Annotated in this window: 21 protein-coding genes and 1 tRNA gene; 21 read left to right on the forward strand and 1 reads right to left on the reverse strand. The window is 69.5% G+C overall.

Features of this window, described 5'->3' with window-relative positions; all coding sequences use genetic code 11:
• Nucleotides 1-63: 63 nt before the first annotated feature.
• The 13 genes from G9C83_RS05135 to G9C83_RS05195 all read left to right on the forward strand — a co-directional run bounded on the left by G9C83_RS05135 (nucleotide 64) and on the right by G9C83_RS05195 (nucleotide 11,899).
• Nucleotides 64-1,104: a monovalent cation/H+ antiporter subunit E gene (locus G9C83_RS05135; protein WP_167245028.1), complete on the forward strand. Its 1,041-nt coding sequence runs from the start codon at nucleotides 64-66 to the stop codon at nucleotides 1,102-1,104.
• On the forward strand, nucleotides 1,101-1,376 hold the full coding sequence (locus G9C83_RS05140; RefSeq protein WP_167245029.1) for a cation:proton antiporter: 276 nt from the start codon (nucleotides 1,101-1,103) through the stop codon (nucleotides 1,374-1,376). The genes G9C83_RS05135 and G9C83_RS05140 overlap by 4 nt, the downstream gene beginning before the upstream one ends.
• Entirely contained in the window at nucleotides 1,373-1,693 is a 321-nt protein-coding gene (gene mnhG, locus G9C83_RS05145; protein WP_167245030.1) for a monovalent cation/H(+) antiporter subunit G, read from the forward strand. The genes G9C83_RS05140 and mnhG overlap by 4 nt, the downstream gene beginning before the upstream one ends.
• Nucleotides 1,690-2,220 carry a DUF4040 domain-containing protein gene (locus tag G9C83_RS05150; RefSeq protein WP_167245031.1) on the forward strand — a complete coding sequence of 177 codons (531 nt, stop codon included), beginning with the start codon at nucleotides 1,690-1,692 and terminating at the stop codon, nucleotides 2,218-2,220. The genes mnhG and G9C83_RS05150 overlap by 4 nt, the downstream gene beginning before the upstream one ends.
• Nucleotides 2,217-2,699, forward strand: a complete 483-nt coding sequence (locus G9C83_RS05155) for an MnhB domain-containing protein (protein ID WP_167245032.1) — start codon at nucleotides 2,217-2,219, stop codon at nucleotides 2,697-2,699. The genes G9C83_RS05150 and G9C83_RS05155 overlap by 4 nt, the downstream gene beginning before the upstream one ends.
• Complete coding sequence (locus G9C83_RS05160; protein WP_167245033.1) at nucleotides 2,696-3,052, forward strand: cation:proton antiporter subunit C; 357 nt, start codon at nucleotides 2,696-2,698, stop codon at nucleotides 3,050-3,052. The genes G9C83_RS05155 and G9C83_RS05160 overlap by 4 nt, the downstream gene beginning before the upstream one ends.
• On the forward strand, nucleotides 3,045-4,526 hold the full coding sequence (locus tag G9C83_RS05165) for a monovalent cation/H+ antiporter subunit D family protein (RefSeq protein ID WP_167245034.1): 1,482 nt from the start codon (nucleotides 3,045-3,047) through the stop codon (nucleotides 4,524-4,526). The genes G9C83_RS05160 and G9C83_RS05165 overlap by 8 nt, the downstream gene beginning before the upstream one ends.
• Nucleotides 4,523-6,145 (forward strand): proton-conducting transporter membrane subunit, encoded by a 1,623-nt coding sequence (locus G9C83_RS05170; RefSeq protein WP_167245035.1) that lies wholly within the window; start codon nucleotides 4,523-4,525, stop codon nucleotides 6,143-6,145. The genes G9C83_RS05165 and G9C83_RS05170 overlap by 4 nt, the downstream gene beginning before the upstream one ends.
• Nucleotides 6,145-7,869: a Na(+)/H(+) antiporter subunit D gene (locus G9C83_RS05175; RefSeq protein ID WP_167245036.1), complete on the forward strand. Its 1,725-nt coding sequence runs from the start codon at nucleotides 6,145-6,147 to the stop codon at nucleotides 7,867-7,869. The genes G9C83_RS05170 and G9C83_RS05175 overlap by 1 nt, the downstream gene beginning before the upstream one ends.
• An 83-nt stretch (nucleotides 7,870-7,952) precedes the next feature.
• Nucleotides 7,953-8,519 (forward strand): hypoxanthine/guanine phosphoribosyltransferase, encoded by a 567-nt coding sequence (gene hpt, locus G9C83_RS05180; RefSeq protein WP_167245037.1) that lies wholly within the window; start codon nucleotides 7,953-7,955, stop codon nucleotides 8,517-8,519.
• Between the two features lie 61 nt (nucleotides 8,520-8,580).
• Nucleotides 8,581-9,261, forward strand: coding sequence for a type 1 glutamine amidotransferase domain-containing protein (locus tag G9C83_RS05185; protein ID WP_167245038.1), 681 nt, complete (start codon nucleotides 8,581-8,583; stop codon nucleotides 9,259-9,261).
• A 69-nt stretch (nucleotides 9,262-9,330) separates the two neighbouring features.
• A tRNA-Met gene (locus G9C83_RS05190) sits at nucleotides 9,331-9,405 on the forward strand.
• A 112-nt stretch (nucleotides 9,406-9,517) separates the two neighbouring features.
• The gene (locus G9C83_RS05195; RefSeq protein ID WP_167245039.1) at nucleotides 9,518-11,899 is read left to right on the forward strand and encodes a DUF2298 domain-containing protein; all 2,382 of its coding nucleotides are present in this window, start codon (nucleotides 9,518-9,520) and stop codon (nucleotides 11,897-11,899) included.
• On the opposite strand, the gene G9C83_RS05200 is transcribed toward G9C83_RS05195, so the two are convergent.
• Entirely contained in the window at nucleotides 11,896-12,162 is a 267-nt protein-coding gene (locus G9C83_RS05200; RefSeq protein WP_167245040.1) for an HAH_0734 family protein, read from the reverse strand. The two genes, G9C83_RS05195 and G9C83_RS05200, sit on opposite strands and share 4 nt — an antisense overlap.
• Nucleotides 12,163-12,438: 276 nt before the next feature.
• On the opposite strand from G9C83_RS05200, the gene G9C83_RS05205 reads away from it, so the two are divergent.
• From G9C83_RS05205 to G9C83_RS05240, 8 genes are all read left to right on the forward strand, one after another.
• On the forward strand, nucleotides 12,439-13,092 hold the full coding sequence (locus G9C83_RS05205; protein WP_347877777.1) for an MBL fold metallo-hydrolase: 654 nt from the start codon (nucleotides 12,439-12,441) through the stop codon (nucleotides 13,090-13,092).
• Nucleotides 13,089-13,352, forward strand: coding sequence for a hypothetical protein (locus G9C83_RS05210; RefSeq protein ID WP_167245041.1), 264 nt, complete (start codon nucleotides 13,089-13,091; stop codon nucleotides 13,350-13,352). Before G9C83_RS05205 ends, G9C83_RS05210 begins: the two co-directional genes overlap by 4 nt.
• Before the next feature lie 42 nt (nucleotides 13,353-13,394).
• The gene (locus G9C83_RS05215) at nucleotides 13,395-13,676 is read left to right on the forward strand and encodes a 50S ribosomal protein L44e (protein ID WP_167245042.1); all 282 of its coding nucleotides are present in this window, start codon (nucleotides 13,395-13,397) and stop codon (nucleotides 13,674-13,676) included.
• A gap of 2 nt (nucleotides 13,677-13,678) precedes the next feature.
• Nucleotides 13,679-13,852 (forward strand): 30S ribosomal protein S27e, encoded by a 174-nt coding sequence (locus tag G9C83_RS05220; protein WP_159527421.1) that lies wholly within the window; start codon nucleotides 13,679-13,681, stop codon nucleotides 13,850-13,852.
• Nucleotides 13,849-14,649, forward strand: coding sequence for a translation initiation factor IF-2 subunit alpha (locus G9C83_RS05225; protein WP_167245043.1), 801 nt, complete (start codon nucleotides 13,849-13,851; stop codon nucleotides 14,647-14,649). The genes G9C83_RS05220 and G9C83_RS05225 overlap by 4 nt, the downstream gene beginning before the upstream one ends.
• On the forward strand, nucleotides 14,646-14,828 hold the full coding sequence (locus G9C83_RS05230) for an RNA-protein complex protein Nop10 (protein ID WP_059056254.1): 183 nt from the start codon (nucleotides 14,646-14,648) through the stop codon (nucleotides 14,826-14,828). The genes G9C83_RS05225 and G9C83_RS05230 overlap by 4 nt, the downstream gene beginning before the upstream one ends.
• Nucleotides 14,829-14,832: 4 nt before the next feature.
• Nucleotides 14,833-15,588 (forward strand): proteasome assembly chaperone family protein, encoded by a 756-nt coding sequence (locus tag G9C83_RS05235; protein WP_167245044.1) that lies wholly within the window; start codon nucleotides 14,833-14,835, stop codon nucleotides 15,586-15,588.
• Nucleotides 15,589-15,873: 285 nt separating this feature from the next.
• Complete coding sequence (locus G9C83_RS05240) at nucleotides 15,874-16,692, forward strand: plastocyanin/azurin family copper-binding protein (RefSeq protein ID WP_167245045.1); 819 nt, start codon at nucleotides 15,874-15,876, stop codon at nucleotides 16,690-16,692.
• Nucleotides 16,693-16,700: the final 8 nt, after the last annotated feature.

Genomic DNA, 16,700 nt, shown 5'->3' on the forward strand with positions numbered 1-16,700 from the left:
GAAAATGACGATAGCTACGCGGCCGCGGACGGCGCCGTGGCGCGAACCACGGGGGGTGACCTGATGGGCGACGGCGACCTGCTCGTTCCGGTCGGCGACTCGGTGACGGTCCGGAAGACGGTCGCGTACGTCGCCGAGCGCGCGGCCGACGCGCCGGGACGGCCGACGCTGCACTTCGTCTACCCGGTCTCAGAGCGCTTCGACACCGGCGACGACCACGCCGAGACCGCCGAGGGCGAGGACCTCCTCGAACGCATCGAGGTGTGGGTCGAGGAGGACCTCTCCGAGGAGGCCAGCGCGGTCGACGTCCGGACGGCGACCGTGGGCCGTGACGAGTACCTCTTCAACCCCAGCGACTACGCGGACGTGCTCGTCGACTACGCCGACGCACACGGCGTCGACACGGTCGTCCTCGACCCCGAGTACAACCCGCTCGGGATGGCGCCGCTGCTCCCGCCGCTGGAGCGCGAACTCGAGGCCGCCGGGCTCGACGTCGACCTCGCGCCCGTCGAGCGGCCGACCCGCCGCAGCCCGCTCACGCGGGCCGCCGGCCTCGGCCAGTTCGTTCTGCTGTTCTGTTCGACGTACGCGTTCTACCTGCTCGTGTCGGGGACGCTCTCGACGTTCGACCTCGCGACCGGCGCCATCAGCGCGGGTGTCGTCTCGGCAATCCTCTGGCACATCGCCACGCGCGGCCGCGTCGACCCGCGACGGATCGCCGGCCGGGTCGCCCGGCTCGCGGTGTACGCCCCGTACCTGCTGTGGGAGATCGCGAAGGCGAACATCGACATCGCCCGCGTCGTCCTCCACCCGAAGCTCCCCATCGACCCGCGGATGGTGGAGTTCGACGCCGCGGTGTGGTCGGAGCTCCCCGCGGCGACGCTCGCGAACAGCATCACGCTCACGCCCGGGACGCTCACCGTCGACGTCACGCAGCGCCACTTCACGGTCCACAGCCTCACGAAGGGGGCCCGCGAGGACCTGCTCGACGGCGCGCTCGAACGCGCGGTCCGGTTCGTCTTCTACGGCCGGAGCGCCATGCGCCTCGCCAGCCCCGCCGAGCGCGGCGAAACCGCCGACGACACTGAGGGTGAGAACGCGTGACGCTCGTCAACGAAATCCTGTTCGGCGGCGTCGCGGCGTTCCTCGTGCTCTCGCTGGTCGTCGTCTACCGCGTCGTGCGCGGCCCGACGATGCAGGACCGGGTCATCGCGGTGAACGCCATCGGGACGAACATCGTCGTCATCATCGCGGTCCTCGCCGCGGCGACCGATAGCCCGTCGATGCTCGACATCGCCATCGTGTACGCGCTGCTGAACTTCCTGATGAGCATCGCCATCTCGAAGTTCACCGTCGAGCGGGGTGGTGTGCTGTGACGCCGCTGGAGATCGCCGTGCTCGCGCTCGTCGCGGGCGGCGTGTTCTTCACCCTCGTCGCGGCCGTCGGGCTGCTCCGGCTGCCCGACGTCTACACGCGCACCCACGCCGCCTCGAAGAGCGACACGCTCGGCGCCGCACTCACGCTCGCCGCGGTCGCGCTCACGTTCGGCGCCGACCTCTCCAGCGTGAAAGCCGCGCTGCTCCTCGTCTTCATGTTCATCACGAACCCGACCGCGGCCCACGCCATCGCGCGGGCCGCCGCCGACCAGGGCATCGACCCGTGGACCACCGACGACGAGGGGGGTGCCGAATGAACGTCGAACTCCCGCTGCTGGCGTTCGTGCTCGGCACCGCGCTCGCGACCGCCGTCCTCCGTGACGTCCTCGGCGCCATCATCGCGTTCGCGACGTACAGCCTCGCCATCGCCGTCGTCTGGGTCGTCCTGCAGGCGCCCGACGTCGCGCTCACCGAGGCCGCGGTCGGCGCCGGCGTCACCACCGTCCTCTTCCTGTTGACCATCGCGAAGACGGTGCGGCCGTCGGGCGACCGCGTGCTCGAACGGCTACACTGGCCGGCGCTCGGCGTCTCGGTACTCCTGGTCGCGGTGCTCGCGACCACGCTCGGCGCGCTCCCCGCGGTCGGCGACCCGAACTCCACCGTCATCACCTCGGAGGTGACGCAGTACTACCTCGCGAACGCGTACGAGGAAGCCGGCGTGCAGAACGCCGTCACCGCGGTGCTCGCGAGCTACCGCGGGTTCGACACCCTCGGGGAGGCGGTCGTCGTCTACTCCGCCGGCGTCGGCCTGCTGGTCGTCCTCGGCAGGGAGGTGTTCGCATGAGCGACGCCGAAGCGGAGAACCTGGACACCGTCGACGACCGCGGCTCGTACGTCGAGAGCCCGATCATCATGGCGACGGTGCGCGTCGTCGCGCCGTTCGTGTTCACGTACGGCCTCTACCTGATGTTCCACGGCGCCGACTCCTCCGGCGGCGGGTTCCAGGGCGGCGTCGTCGTCGCCACCGTGATGTTGATGCTCGGCATCGCGTTCGGCATCGACCCGCTCCGCGAGTGGGTTCGCCCGGCGACGCTCGTCGTCATCGTCTCGCTGGGCGTCGGCGCGTTCCTCGCAATCGGGTTCGCGACGATGCTCCCGCCGTTCGACGGCGCGTTCCTCGAGTACCTCGCGTTCGGCTTCCACCACGACAGCAAGTACGGCATCGAAGCGGTCGAACTGTTCATCGGCGTCATCGTCGCCAGCACCATCACCGGCCTCTTCTTCGCCATCGACGCCGGCAAGGAGGGAGGTGACAACGAATGATAGACATACTCGTCACTCGCGACTACTACTTCGCGGCGTTCCTGCTGCTCGGCATCGGGACGTACGTGATGATCGCGTCCCAGAACCTCGTGAAGAAAGTCATCGGCATGAACCTCTTCCAGACGGGCATCTTCCTGTTCTTCATCGCGTCGGCGTACGTGGAGGGCGGCACGTCGCCCGTGCTGACGGGCAGCGAGCCGTTCGTCAGCCCGCTGCCGCACGTACTCATCCTCACCGCTATCGTCGTCGGCGTGGCGCTGACGGCGGTCGCGCTCGGGATGATCGTCCGCATCTACGCGGAGTACGGCACGCTCACCGAGGACACCATCGAGGAGGTGCGTGGCAGTGAGTGACCTCGCCCCCCTCACGGTCGCCGTCCCCATCCTCGCGTCCGTAGTCGCGCTGCTCGCGGGGCTCGTGCGCTCGCGCAGCGGGTGGGCGGTCGCGCTCGTCGCGTCCGTCGCCCAGCTCGCAATCGCTCTCCAGCTCGCGGCTATCGCGTTCTCCGAGGGCACCATCCGGTACGTCGTCGGCGGCTTCGAGGTGCCGTACGGCATCGAGCTCGTCGTCGACGGCCTCACCGCGACGATGCTCGCGCTCGTCGCGGTCGTCTCGCTGGGCGTGCTCGCGTACGCCCGCAGGGCCGGCCCGCGGGGGAACCCGTTCTACGCGGTGTACCTGCTGCTGGTCGCCGGGCTGAGCGGGATGAGCGTCACCGGCGACCTGTTCAACATGTACGTCTTCCTCGAGATCACGGGGCTGGCGGCGTACGTGCTCGTCGCCAGCGGCGACCGCGGGCGGTCGGCGCTCGCGGCGCTGAAGTACCTGCTCGTCGGCACGGTCGGCGCGTCCCTGTTCCTGCTCGGCATCGGGTACGCGTACATCGACACCGGCACGCTGAACATGGTCGACATTGGGTCGAAGCTCGGCGACGCCGACCCCGTGCTCGTCCACGGCGCGTTCGCGCTCATCGTCGTCGGCCTGTTCATCAAGGTCGCCGTGTTCCCGCTGCACACGTGGCAGCCCGACGCGTACGCCGGCGCGCCGGACAGCGTGAGCGCGTTCATCTCCGCGCTCGTCTCCACGGTCGCGGCGTACGCGCTGCTGCGCATCGTCTACACCGTCTTCGGCGCCGGCTTCGTCGACGCCAACGAGCTCGGGACCGCCATCCTCGTCGCGGGCGCGACGGTCAGCATCGTCGTCGGCAGCCTGCTGGCGGTCTCCCAGTCCGAGGTCAAGCGGATGCTCGCGTACTCCTCGGTCTCCCAGTTCGGGCTGGTCGTCGCCGGCATCGCCATCGGGAACGTCACCGCGCTCACGGGCGCGGTCGTCCACCTCGTCGGCCACGCCATCATGAAGGGCGGGCTGTTCCTCACCGCGGGGCTGCTCGCCTCCGAGACCGGCGCGCGCCGCGTCGACGAGTTCGAGGGTCTCGTCCAGAAATCGCCGGTCGGCGCGGGCGCGTTCGCCGTGCTCGCGTTCGCGATGGTGGGCGTCCCGCCGACCATCGGGTTCGCCGGCAAGTGGTACATCGCGGTCGGCGCCGCCGAGTCCGGCTCGTGGGCGCTGCTCGCGGTCATCGTCGCGAGCACGCTGCTCACGCTCGCGTACTTCGCGCGGCTCGTCGAGCGCATGTTCTTCCGCGAGCCGAGCGTCGACCCCGCGGCCGAACCGGTCGCGGACGGCGGCGCGGAGACGCCCGAAAGCGTCTCCGCGGGGATGTACGTGTCCGTCGTCGCCGCGGCCGTGCTCGCGGTGGCGCTCGGATTCGCGGTCTTCGGCTACGGTGAACACCTCCAACCAACCATCGAGGCACTCCTCTCATGACTGAAATCACTTCCATCCGGCCACTCGCTGCGGTGCTCGTGTCGGCCGTCGCGGTCGTCCCGATTCTGGCGTCCCGCGACCGCCCGAACGTCCGCGAGGCGTGGACCGTGCTGGCGGCGCTGGCGAAGTTCGGGCTGGTGGCGAGCATGGTGCCCGCCGTCCTCGCCGGCGACGTCTACGCCACCAAACTCGGGCAGTTCGTCCCGTACGTCGAGTTCACGCTGCGCGCGGACGCCCTCGGCCTGCTGTTCGCGTTCCTCGCGAGCACCCTGTGGGTGGTCACGAGCTTCTACAGCATCGGCTACATGCGCGGGCTCGACGAGGGCCACCAGACGCGGTACTTCGCGGCGTTCGCCGCCAGCGTCTCCTCCGCCGTGGGGGTCGCGTTCGCGTCGAACCTCGTCGTCCTCTACGTGTTCTACGAGCTGCTGACGGTCGCGACGTACCCGCTGGTCGCCCACGACGGCACCGACGAGGCGCGCGCCGCCGGCCGCAAGTACCTCGCGTACACGTTCGGCGGCGGCGTCGCCGTGCTCGCGGGCACGCTGCTGGTCGTCTACCTCACCGGGACGACGACGTTCACCGCGGGCGGCATCGCCGCACTCGCGAACGCGGACCCGACGCTCGCCCGCGCGGCGTTCGCGCTGCTCGTCACCGGGTTCGGCGTGAAGGCGGCGCTGATGCCGCTGCACTCGTGGCTGCCCGACGCGATGGTCGCGCCGACGCCCGTCTCCGGGCTGCTGCACGCGGTCGCGGTCGTCAAGTCCGGCGTGTTCGGCGTCGCGCGCGTCCTGCTGGACGTGTTCGGCATCGACCTCGTCGCAGCCCTCGACGTCGGCACTCTACTGGCGGTGGTCGCCGCGTTCACGCTCGTCACCGCGAGCGTCATCGCGCTCCGACAGGACAACCTCAAACGCCGGCTCGCGTTCTCGACGGTGAGCCAGCTATCCTACATCGTGCTCGGTGTCGCCGTCGGCGCCTCCGCGGCGGGCGGCGACGCCGCACGCTGGGCGCTCATCGGCGGGCTCCTGCACATCCCCGCGCACGCCTTCATGAAACTCACCCTGTTCTTCTGCGCGGGCGCGATTCACGTCGAGACCCACACCGACGACATCTCGGACATGGCGGGCATCGGCCGCCGGATGCCGCTCACGATGGGCGCGTTCGCCGTCGCCGCCGCCGGCATGGCCGGCATCCCGATGGTCGCCGGGTTCGTGAGCAAGTACTACCTGCTCATCGGCACCGTCGCCACCGGCGACGTCGTGTTCACGACCGCGCTGCTGCTGTCCGGGGTGCTCAACATCGCGTACTTCTGGCCGGTCGTCTACACCGCGTTCTTCGAGACGGCCGAAGACTCCGACGAGAAACCGCTCGTCTCGGGCGTGTTCGGCGGCCGGTTCGCCCGCGGGGCACGCACGGACGGCGGGCACGCCGACGACCACGGCCCGTTCGAACGCCGCGCGGCGAACGGCGCGGAGTCGACGTGGTTCATGCTCGGGCCGATCCTGTTCGCGGCCGCGGGCTCCGTCGCGCTCGGCGTCGTGCCGGACGCCGCCGTGTTCCTGCAGATCGTGCGTGAAGCGGTTTCGACGGCCACGGCCATGGGGGTGGCGGGCTGATGGCCCCCATCGTCCCGCCGTTCGTCCCCATCCTGCTGGCGGCGATTCTGCTGCCCATCGTCGGGCGCCGCGCCGGCCACGCGTTCGGCGTGCTCGCGACCGTTGCCATCATCCCGTACGTCTGGCTCGTGCCCGAGGGCGCGTACTTCCCGGTCCAGCTGTTCGGGTTCGACGCGTACCTGTTCAACGTCGACGCGTTCTCCCGCATCATGGGGCTGTCGTACGGCGTCATCGGCTCCGCGGGCGCGCTGTACTCGTACGCCAGCGACGCCGACGCGATGCAGACCGCGTACGCGCTCGGCTACGTCGGCACCAGCGCCGGCGCCGTCTTCGGCGGCGACTGGCTCACGCTCATCTTCTTCTGGGAGCTGATGGCCGTCACCAGCACGCTGCTCGTCTGGCACCACGGGGGCCTCGCGGTCCGCGCGGGCTTCCGGTACGCGCTCGCGCACGGCATCAGCGGCACGCTGCTGCTCGCCGCCATCGTCTGGCACTTCGTCGAGACCGGGACGTTCCTGTTCGCCTCGGTCCCCGGCGGCCCCGAGGCCGCGGGGATGGCGGGCGCCGTCGCGCCGCTGCTCGCCGTCGTCGGCATCGGCATCAACGGCGGGTTCGTCGGGCTGCACGCGTGGATCCCCGACACGTACCCGCGGCCCCACATCGCCGCGAGCGTCTTCCTCAGCGTCTTCACCACGAAGACGGCCGTCTACGGGCTCTATCGGGCGTTCCCCGACGGCCACATCGCCATCGCGTTCATGGGCGGCGCGATGGCCGTCTTCGGCGCGACGATGGCGCTCCTCCAGAACGACATGCGCCGGCTGCTGTCCTACCACATCCAATCCCAGGCCGGCTACATGGTCGCCGGCGTCGGCCTCAGCGGCGCGCTCGCGACCGCCGGCGCGTTCGGCCACGTGTTCAACAACTTCCTCTACAAGAGCCTGCTGTTCATGATCGCCGGCGTGGTCATCTACCGCACCGGCGAGGAGAGCCTGAAGAAGGTCGGCGGGCTCGCCAGCGAGATGCCCGTCACGACGCTGGCGTTCGCCATCGCCGCGCTGTCCATCGCCGGCTTCCCCGGGTTCAACGGCTTCGTCTCGAAGGGGATGGTCATCGCAGCCGCCCACTACAAGCACATCGATATCCTGTGGTACCTGCTGCTGGCGGGCGGCGTCGGCACGTTCCTCTCCTTCATCAAGTTCGGCTACTACGCGTTCCTCCACGGTGAGTACGACGGCGACGTGCTCGACGCGAACCGCGGGCAGAGCGTCGCGATGCTCTCTCTGTCCGCGCTCTGCGTGTTGTTCGGCGTCTACCCGCCCGCGATGTTCGCCGTCGTGCCGTTCGGCGCCGAACTCGACTTCCACGTGTTCACCGTCGGCCACCTCCAGGAGGGCTTCGGCCTCGCGGCGGCCGGGGTCATCGGCTTCGCCATCCTCAAGAAGCCGCTGAAGAAGATTGGCCGCGTCCCCGACGTCGACCGCCTGTACAACCCCGTGCTCTTCTACGGCACGCGGTACTTCGTCGTCGGCGTCACCGAACTGTACGCCGCCGTCGACCGCGCGGTCGTGCGCGCATCGAAGGCGTCGGTCGCGGCGGCCAAGGCTCCGGACGCCGTCGTCGGGCGACTCGCCGAGAGCGACCGCGTCTCCCTGCGCGCGGACATGAGCGCGAGCATCCTGCTCGTGGTCGTCGTCGTCGCCGTCGCGCTCGCGCTCCTGCTGTAAGCGCGGCCCCCTCGTTCCCCGTCTGCGTTCGCGTCGTCGGCCTCGTTCCGTCACCTTTTATTCGCGGCGCAAGTACTTCCTGCATGGATAGGCTCAAGCAGTCGCTGCTCGACGCGCCCATCATCGAGAAAGACGGGTACCACTACTTCGTCCACCCAATCAGCGACGGCGTCCCGGTGCTCGAACCCGGCCTCCTCCGGGAGATCGTCATCCGCATCATCCGGAAGGCCGAGCTCGAAGACGTCGACAAGATCGTGACGCCCGCCGCGATGGGCATCCACATCTCTACTGCGGTCTCGCTGATGACCGACATCCCGCTGGTCGTCATCCGCAAGCGCGAGTACGGCCTCCCCGGCGAAGTCGGCCTCCACCAGGAGACCGGCTACTCCGAGAACGAGATGTACATCAACGACGTCAGCGAGGGCGACCGCGTGCTCGTCCTCGACGACGTGCTCTCGACGGGCGGGACGCTGCTGTCGATTACGACTGCCCTCGACGACATCGGCGCGGACGTCGCCGACGTCGTCGCGGTCATCAAGAAGACCGGCCCGAACGAGCTCGAGGAGAGCGGCGTCGACGTGAAGACGCTCATCAACGTCGACGTGCAGGACGGCGACGTCGTCATCGTCGACGAGCACGGCGACGGGTAGACACCCGGCGGAACTCGCGGACGGAAGAGGCCTTTTCCCCCTGCCGCGCGTTCACCCGAACATGCCGTCTGCACTATTCGTCGTCAGCGAAGAAGGCTACTGGGGAGAGGAGTGCGTCGAGCCGCTCACCACCCTCGACAGCGAGGGCTTCGACATCACGGTCGCGACGCCGAGCGGGTCGCCGCCGGTGCTCGACGAGCGCTCGGCGGACCCCGAGAACGTCGGCGAGGAGACCGCCGAGTGGGTACGAGACGTCCACGAGAACGACGAGCGCCTCAACGACCCGGTCTCCGTCACCGAGGTCGAGGCCGCGGACTACGACACCGTCGTGTTCCCGGGCGGCCACGGCACCGAGTGGGACGTCAATCAGGACGTCGACGCCCGCCGTCTCCTCCGGAACGCCGTGGAGGGCGACAGCGAGAAGGCGCTGGTCGTCTGTCACGCGGCCGGTATCCTCGCGTTCACGCGGGACAGCGACGGCGGCTTCCTCGTCGACGGCCGCGACGTCACCGGCTTCCCGAACGAGTGGGAGGAAGGCATCGTCGACGACCACGACCGGATGCCCGACGGCCGCAAGCTCCCGTACTGGGTCGCCGACGAGGTCGAGGCCGCGGGCGGCAACTGGGACGCCGAACTCGACGCCGACACGAGCGTCACCGTCGACGGTGACCTCGTGACCGCGCGGGGCCCCGAGTCCTCCAGCGCGGCCGCCGAGACGCTGCTCGACGAACTCGACGCGTAATTGGCGGGAACTCCCACACGGCGTCCGAAACAGAACCCTTAACTGCGACACCGGGCTACGATGAATCGCAGCGGGATGGGATAGCCAGGAGATTCCGCCGGGCTCATAACCCGGAGATCGGTGGTTCAAATCCACTTCCCGCTACTCCTCTGATACTCACCTCTCGTAGCGTCGCCTCCGTGCGACGCGTCTCGTGAGTTACTGTGAGCGAACGGAACCCGAAAGCGTTTGGCGGCGGCCACGCACGGTTGCACCGATGGAGTACGGCGTCGTCCTGAAGTGGTGGCTGCTCTACCAGGCGCTGCTGGTCGTCGGGCTGCCGTTCGCGGCGCGGCTGCTGCCGGACGCGCCGGACCGCGGGGCGTCGCTGGCGGTGCCGACGGCGGTGGTGTTGCTCGCGGTGCCGACGCTGTGGGTCGGTCAGTTGGCGTTCGGCCTGTGGGTAGTCGTCGGTGTCGCGGTCGCACTGGTCGCGGCGTCGGCGTGGCTGGCGCGCGGCGGCGTCGACGTGCCGACGCGCCCGCTCGCGGAGGTCGTCGCGGTGTTCACTGCGGCGTTCCTGTTCCTGGTAGCGATTCGTGCGGCCGCCGACGGCGTCCACCCGTACGGCGGGGAGAAGTTCCTCGACTTCGGGCTGTTGCAGAGCCTGCTGCGGGCCGACCGGCTGCCGCCGCAGGACTTCTGGTTCGCGGGCGAGCGCGTGGTGTACTACTACGGCGGCCACCTGATGGCCGCGATGCTCGCACTCGTGTCCGGGACGAGCGGGCGGTACGCGTACGACCCGGCGCTCGCGGGGTTCTACGCGATGGCGGTGACGGCGGCGTACGGGCTCGCGAGCACGATTACCGCGGGCCGGTTCGACGCCGACCCCGTGGAGAACTCGACGGCGCTCGGTGTCGCGGGCGTCGCGTTCGCGGTGCTGCTGGTCGCGCTGGGCGTGCCGTGGTACTACGTCGCCGCGCCGGCGGCGTTCGCGGCGGCCGTCCTGACCGGGTCGACTCGCGTCCGGGCGGGGATTCTGGCGGCGTTCGTCTACGGGTTCGCGAGCAACCTCGTGACGCCCGTTCGCCTGCTCGCCGGGACGTTCGACGTGGTGCGGCGCGCGGTCGCGGCTGCGGGCATCAAGTCCGACCTCGCGCCCGCGATTTCGGTCGAGGAGTTCGACATGTGGCACGCGAGCCGCGTGGTGGAGACGGGCATCAACGAGTTCCCGCTGTTCGCGTACCTGAACGGCGACCTGCACGCGCACATGATGAGCGTCGCGGTGCTGTTCCTCGCCGTCGGGGTCGGGCTGGCGTACGCGCGGACGCCCGCCACCGAGCGGCGCCGGCGGCTGGCGCTGCTGTTCGGCGGCTTCCCGGTGACGGCGGCCGCGATTCTGACGGTGAACACGTGGAGCTTCCCCGCGGTCGCGGGCGTGGCGATGCTGAGCGTCGCGCTCGCGGACGCCGACCCGCGGACGCTGCTCCCGGAGTCCGTCGCGACACGCGCGGAGCGGTCGAATTCCGCGGTCCAGGAACTCCAGCGCGTGCTGCTGGCGGTCGTGGCTGCGGTCGTCGTCGCCGTGCTGGGGCTCGCCGTGGCGTGGCCGTTCGTCCGGTCCGTCCTGCTGTCGGGCGCGAGCAACCAGCACCCGGCGGCGTTCCCCGCGCCGACGAAGCTCGGCGCGTTCCTGCTCGTGCACGGTCTGTTCCTCGTCTCGTTCGGCGCGTACCTCGTCTCCCGGGTCGCCCGCGACGGCTCGGACTGGGCGGCCGCGGGGCTGGCTGCCGTCGCGCTGGTGCTGTTCGCGGCGACGTTCGACCCCGTGATCGCGGGCGTCCGCGTGGGAATCGTCGCGGTGCTGCTCGCGGGGCCGCTGCTCGCGGGCGCGTGGCTGTTACGGCGACGCGACGCCGTCGGCTTCGAGGGCGTGCTCGTGGTCGCTGGCACCGGGCTCGTCGTCCTCGTGGAGTACGTCTACATCGCTGACGCGGCGTCCTACGAGCGCTTCAACACGATCTTCAAGGTGTACGCGCAGGTGTGGGCGCTCTGGTCTGTGCCCGCGGGCGTCGCGCTCGCGGTGCTCGCTTCGCGGACGCCGGACGCGTCACGCCTGCGCTCCGTGGGCGGCGCGGCGCTCGCCGTCGTCCTCGTCGTGTCGGCGTCCGTCTACGGCGGGCTGGCGCTCGCGGCGCACGCGAACAGCGCGGACGACGCGACGCTCGACGCCTTCGAGCACGTCGACGACGAGCGCCCCGACGAGGGCGCCGCTATCGAGTGGCTGAACGACAGGCCGGACCAGCCCCACATCGTCTCCGCGCCCGGGTCGCCGTACTCGTGGCAGAACCCCGCGTCGAGTCTCACCGGGATTCCGACCGTCGCGGGCTGGTCCCACGCCGCCAACTACCACAGCCAGGCGGCCTACGAGACTCGGGTCAACGACGTCCGCGTCGTCTACGAGACGGACGACCCGGTCTCGCGGGCCGTCGTCCTCCGGAAGCACGACGTGCGCTACGTCTGGGTCGGACCGATAGAGACCGACCGCTACGACGTCCGCGTCAGCGAGGAAGAACCGGGAATCAGCGTCGCGTTCTCGAACGAGAACGTCACCGTCTACGAGGTCGAGCAGTCGGAACTCGTCGAGCAGGAGAGCTAAACCGCGAGGTCGCCGGCGCGCTTGACGACTTCGATGTCCTCGGCGTCCGCGGTTTCGACGTCGAGCCAGTGCGGGACGAAGTTGCGCTTCTCGTAGTCCTCGAATTCGTCCTCGTCGCCGATGACACACCACAGCTGCACCTCGTCGGGGCCGTGCCAGTCGCCGTTCCGGGTCACCTGGAAGAGGTGTTTCTCCTCGCCGTCGTACTCGATGATGCCGTCGCGGCGCACGCCGGGGTCCCCGTGGATGATGAGGCGCTTCATGGCTGCGGGTTCGGAGAGTAGCGGATTAAACGCTTCGAAGCGGGGCGTCGCGACGGCTCTCCCGAAGCCGGCGTCGACATCGTTCGTCGCCGTGTGCCTCACCGTTCGCCGACCGGACGCGTCGTCCGGGAGTCCCCGCTTATACGTATCCCCGCCGAACGAGGAACGCGTAGCCGTGACACCCACGCACCACCACGCCGGCGCGCCACCGTCGAATCCCGGTATCGGACCGACGGCGACCCGTCCGACCAGCGGCGGCTCGCTCCGGGGGTCTTCGTGACCGACGGTATTCGGGAGGTTGCGCCGGACGTCTACGACCTCACGCTCGAACGCGGCGACGCGCGCTATCGGGCGTTCCTCGTCGACGGCGCGACGCCGACGCTCGTGGACTGCGGGTTCGACCGGACGACGGACGCGCTGTTCGACTCCCTCGACGCCCTCGGTGTGGCACCGGACCGGCTAGTCGTCACGCACGCCCACCCGGATCACAGCGGCGGCGTCGACGCCGTCGTCGACCGCTTCGGCCTGGAGACGTACCTGCCGGCGGAGTCCACGCACGACTTCGAGAACGAGCCCGACCGGCGGTACGGCCACGGTGACAGCGTCGGTCCGTTCGAGGCGGTGCACGTCCCGGGTCACACGTGCGACAACTACGCGCTCGTCGACGAGTCGAGAGCGGTCGCGATTCTGGGCGACGCCGCCATCGGCGCCGATTGGCGGGGCCTCCCCGCGGGCTACTTCGTGCTCGTGGAGGGTATCTACTCGAACGACCTGCGCGCCGCCGAACGCAACCTCGAACGGCTGCAAGCGTACGACTTCGACGTCGGACTCGTCTTCCACGGAAGTCACGTCCACGAGGACGCGCGCGAGAAGCTCGACGCGTTCGTCGACTTCCCCGGAAAGCCCGAGCGCTGGCCCGACGAGGAGTGACCGCCGGAGATAGCGCTGCCGTCTGTCACCCGCTCGCGTCGAGGGCTGCGCCGAGCCAGCACGCCGGCGAGCGGGGCGACGACGGCGAACGTCCGGACGTGTGCGGCGAGCAGCCCGGCGACGAGCGTGAGTGTGACAGCCAGCGCAACTGCGTAGAGGGCGAGTGTGCGACGCCGGATCACAGCGGCTCGTCGTCGACGGCCGCCAAAAACCTGTACGCGGGATGGGATGTCCCGTCCGCGAAACCAAACGGATTTTAAGCGACCGCGTGTAAGCGAGAGACAACAGAGCTGATTTAGCCTATGGAGATGCCACGCCGATTCAACAGCTACTGCCCGCACTGTGACGAACACAACCAGATCGAGGTCGAGAAGGTCCGCACCGGCCGCTCGTCCGGCATGAAGTGGGACGCTCGCCGCACGAAGCGCGCGAACGGCACCATCGGGAACCACGGCCGCTTCTCGAAGGTCCCGGTCGGCAACAAGCCGACGAAGAAGACGGACCTCAAGTACCGCTGCAACGAGTGCGGTAACGCCCACCTCCGCGAGGGATGGCGCACCGGCCGTCTCACCCTTCAGGACTAACGATGGCGGGAGGATTCTTCAAGGTCGAGTGTCCGGACTGCGAGAACGAACAGGTCGTCTTCGGGAAGGCCTCCTCGGAGGTCGCCTGCGCCGTCTGCGGAACGACGCTCGCGCGTCCGACCGGCGGTGAGGCGGAGTTCACGGGCGAGGTCGTCGAGACCGTCGAGGCGAGATGAAGTACGTCGGCTGGCCCGAGGAGGGCGAACTCGTCGTCGGCAAGGTCGACGACATCGAGGACTTCGGCGTGTTCGTCGACCTCGAAGAGTACGAGGACAAGCGCGGCCTCGTGCACGTCAGCGAAGTGGCCAGCGGCTGGATCAAGAACGTTCGCGACCACGTCAACGAGGACCAGACCGTCGTCGCGAAGGTGCTGGACGTCGACGAGTCCGCCCAGCAGATCGACCTCTCGCTGAAGGACGTCAACGACCACCAGCGCTCGGACGCGATTCAGGACTGGAAGAACGAGCAGAAGGCCGACAAGTGGCTGACGCTGGCGTTCGGCGAGGACATGGCCGACGACCAGTTCCGCCGCATCGCCAACGAGCTGCTCTCGGAGTTCGGCACCCTCTACGAGGGGTTCGAGCAGGCGGCGATTCACGGGTACGAGGCCCTCGAATCGACGGACCTCGACGACGACGAGCAGGAAGCCATCGTCGAGACGGCCCGCGACAACGTCTCCGTGCCGTACGTCACCGTCACGGGGTACGTGACGCTGACGTCGCCCGATTCGGACGGCGTCGACGACGTGAAGGAGGCGCTACAGGCCGCCGAGGGCAACGGCGAGGTGCCCGACGAGGCCGACCTCGACGTGACGTACGTCGGCGCGCCCGAGTACCGGATTCGGGTGCAGGCGCCGAACTACAAGACCGCCGAGGACCAGCTTGAGGCCGCCGGCGCCCGCGCGGTCGAGGAGATCGACGCGCAGGGCGGCGACGGGAACTTCCACCGCGAGCGCCAGCTCGACGAGGAATGAAGTCAGACATCCGGGTGTGTTCGGCGTGGCGCGAGCGCCACGACCGCCCGGTGTACACGCTTTCTGCGGAGTGTCCCGACTGCGGAGCCGACGCCGTCAACAGCGCGCCGGCGCCGTTCGACCCCGAGGACCCCCACGGGCGGTACCGACGCGCTCTTAAGGAGCGCAGCCGCCCCTAGGGTTATGGACGAAATCGACATCGCGTGGGAGTCAGAGCCGGAGCTGGACGACCCCGTGTTCGTCGAGGGTCTGCCCGGCGTCGGGCACGTCGGGAAGCTCGTCGCCGAGCACGTCGTCGAGGAGGCCGACAGCGAACTCGTCGCGCGCGTGCACAGCGAGCACTTCCCGCCGCAGGTCACCGTGGGCGACGACAGCGTCGCGGCGCTCGCGCACGCCGAGATTCACGCCGTCGACACGGAGGGCCGGGACCTGCTCGTGCTCACCGGGAACCACCAGGCCCAGGACAACGTCGGCCACTACCGCGTCAGCGAGGCGTTCCTCGACGTCGCGGAGGACTTCGGCGCGAGCGAGCTGTACGCACTCGGCGGCGTTCCCACGGGGGAGCTCGTCGAGGAACACGACGTCATCGGCGCCGTCTCCGAGGACGACCTCAAGGACCGCCTCGAAGAAGCGGGCGTGGAGTTCCGCAGCGAGGAGCCCGCGGGCGGCATCGTCGGCTCCAGCGGCCTCCTGCTCGGCCTCGGCGGCCGCCGCGGGTTCGACGCGGCGTGCCTGATGGGCGAGACGTCGGGCTACCTCGTCGACCCGAAGGCCGCGAAGGCCGTGCTCGCCGTCCTGGAGGACCTGCTCGGCTTCGACCTCGACGAGGAGGCCCTCGACGACCGCGCCGACGAGATGGAGGAGGTCGTCAGCCGCCTCCGCGAGATGGAGGAGAGCCCGAGCCCCGGCGGCGAGGAAGACCTCCGGTACATCGGCTGACGCGCCGCAGTCGGAGTTGGTGACGGGGGCGGTGCCGTGTCACCTGTAGTGACTCGGAGTCCTGACGGCCGCCAGTCAGAAATGCTCGCCTTCTATCGGCGGTGAATTGGGAATGTGTGGCCTGTACGCCGCAGTCACGCAATCGCCTCGCTCCTTGTGTTACCGGGAGCGCCGCCCGAAAGTGTGGGTTTGATTAGGTTACTCGCAGTCGCGTTTCCGTCGGCGTCCCGCCTGCCGAATTTTAGGACGAATAACATTTTTGCCGGGGGTCGACGTTCTAGCGGGATGTCCCGAAACCACGACGAACCCACTGGCGACGCGGACCGGACGCTCGGAGACTGGACACGTCGAACAGTACTCAAACTCACCGGCGGCGGCGTCGCGCTCGGCGCGTTCGCCGGCGGCAACGCCCTCGCCCAGCAAGACGACGGCGAGGGAGACGGTGGCGGTTCGAGCAGCGGCGAAGAGAGTCAAGAGGACGGAACCGACGACAGCGCGCTCGTCGACGACCTCGTCGACCCGACGTGGGGGTACCCGCTCGCGGCCGACGAAACCGACAGCGTCGGTGTCGAGTACGTCGTCGAGATGGTCACCGAAGAGGGGGACGGCGCGCACGAGAACTTCCCGGCCGACCCGTCGAGCGGCGACTCGGCCCCGTTTGAGTTCTACTTCGACCCCGTCGGCGTCCGACTCGACCCGGGGACGGTCGTCAAGTTCGTCTCGACGGCGGGCGAGCACACCGCGACGGCGTTCCACGAGAAGTACACCAACCCCGTGTTGTCGGTCCCGACGCGGATTCCCGACGACGTCCCCGGGTTCACGTCTCCGCCAATCGTGGGCGGCGAAGCGTGGCTCTACCAGTTCGAGACGAGGGGCGTCTACGACGTCCTCTGTCTCCCGCACCTCGGACTGGGGATGGTGATGCGGGCCGTCGTCTTCGACCCCGAGGAGGACGACGCCGAGGACGACGCGTTCGCCGCGCCGGACGCCGGGGACCTCCCGCCGAACGTCCAGCAGGTGTTCGACGCGCCCGAACTCGATCCGGCGAACATCGTGGACGAGGGGTCGGTCGCGTGGGCGGACCTCACGCTGGGGGGCGAGTAGCCGCCCCG

Origin of the sequence: Halobacterium sp. R2-5 (assembly GCF_011734195.1) — an archaeon.
Taxonomy (GTDB): Archaea; Halobacteriota; Halobacteria; order Halobacteriales; family Halobacteriaceae; genus Halobacterium.

Excerpts from the sequence above, each read along its gene's own strand:
- G9C83_RS05135 (WP_167245028.1), top strand. The coding sequence starts at position 64 with ATGGGCGACGGCGACCTGCTCGTTCCGGTCGGCGACTCGGTGACGGTC.
- G9C83_RS05150 (WP_167245031.1), top strand. The coding sequence starts at position 1,690 with ATGAACGTCGAACTCCCGCTGCTGGCGTTCGTGCTCGGCACCGCGCTC.
- G9C83_RS05155 (WP_167245032.1), top strand. The coding sequence starts at position 2,217 with ATGAGCGACGCCGAAGCGGAGAACCTGGACACCGTCGACGACCGCGGC.
- G9C83_RS05160 (WP_167245033.1), top strand. The coding sequence starts at position 2,696 with ATGATAGACATACTCGTCACTCGCGACTACTACTTCGCGGCGTTCCTG.
- G9C83_RS05170 (WP_167245035.1), top strand. The coding sequence starts at position 4,523 with ATGACTGAAATCACTTCCATCCGGCCACTCGCTGCGGTGCTCGTGTCG.
- G9C83_RS05175 (WP_167245036.1), top strand. The coding sequence starts at position 6,145 with ATGGCCCCCATCGTCCCGCCGTTCGTCCCCATCCTGCTGGCGGCGATT.
- hpt (WP_167245037.1), top strand. The coding sequence starts at position 7,953 with ATGGATAGGCTCAAGCAGTCGCTGCTCGACGCGCCCATCATCGAGAAA.
- G9C83_RS05185 (WP_167245038.1), top strand. The coding sequence starts at position 8,581 with ATGCCGTCTGCACTATTCGTCGTCAGCGAAGAAGGCTACTGGGGAGAG.
- G9C83_RS05195 (WP_167245039.1), top strand. The coding sequence starts at position 9,518 with ATGGAGTACGGCGTCGTCCTGAAGTGGTGGCTGCTCTACCAGGCGCTG.
- G9C83_RS05200 (WP_167245040.1), bottom strand. The coding sequence starts at position 12,162 with ATGAAGCGCCTCATCATCCACGGGGACCCCGGCGTGCGCCGCGACGGC.
- G9C83_RS05215 (WP_167245042.1), top strand. The coding sequence starts at position 13,395 with ATGGAGATGCCACGCCGATTCAACAGCTACTGCCCGCACTGTGACGAA.
- G9C83_RS05220 (WP_159527421.1), top strand. The coding sequence starts at position 13,679 with ATGGCGGGAGGATTCTTCAAGGTCGAGTGTCCGGACTGCGAGAACGAA.
- G9C83_RS05225 (WP_167245043.1), top strand. The coding sequence starts at position 13,849 with ATGAAGTACGTCGGCTGGCCCGAGGAGGGCGAACTCGTCGTCGGCAAG.
- G9C83_RS05230 (WP_059056254.1), top strand. The coding sequence starts at position 14,646 with ATGAAGTCAGACATCCGGGTGTGTTCGGCGTGGCGCGAGCGCCACGAC.
- G9C83_RS05235 (WP_167245044.1), top strand. The coding sequence starts at position 14,833 with ATGGACGAAATCGACATCGCGTGGGAGTCAGAGCCGGAGCTGGACGAC.
- G9C83_RS05240 (WP_167245045.1), top strand. The coding sequence starts at position 15,874 with ATGTCCCGAAACCACGACGAACCCACTGGCGACGCGGACCGGACGCTC.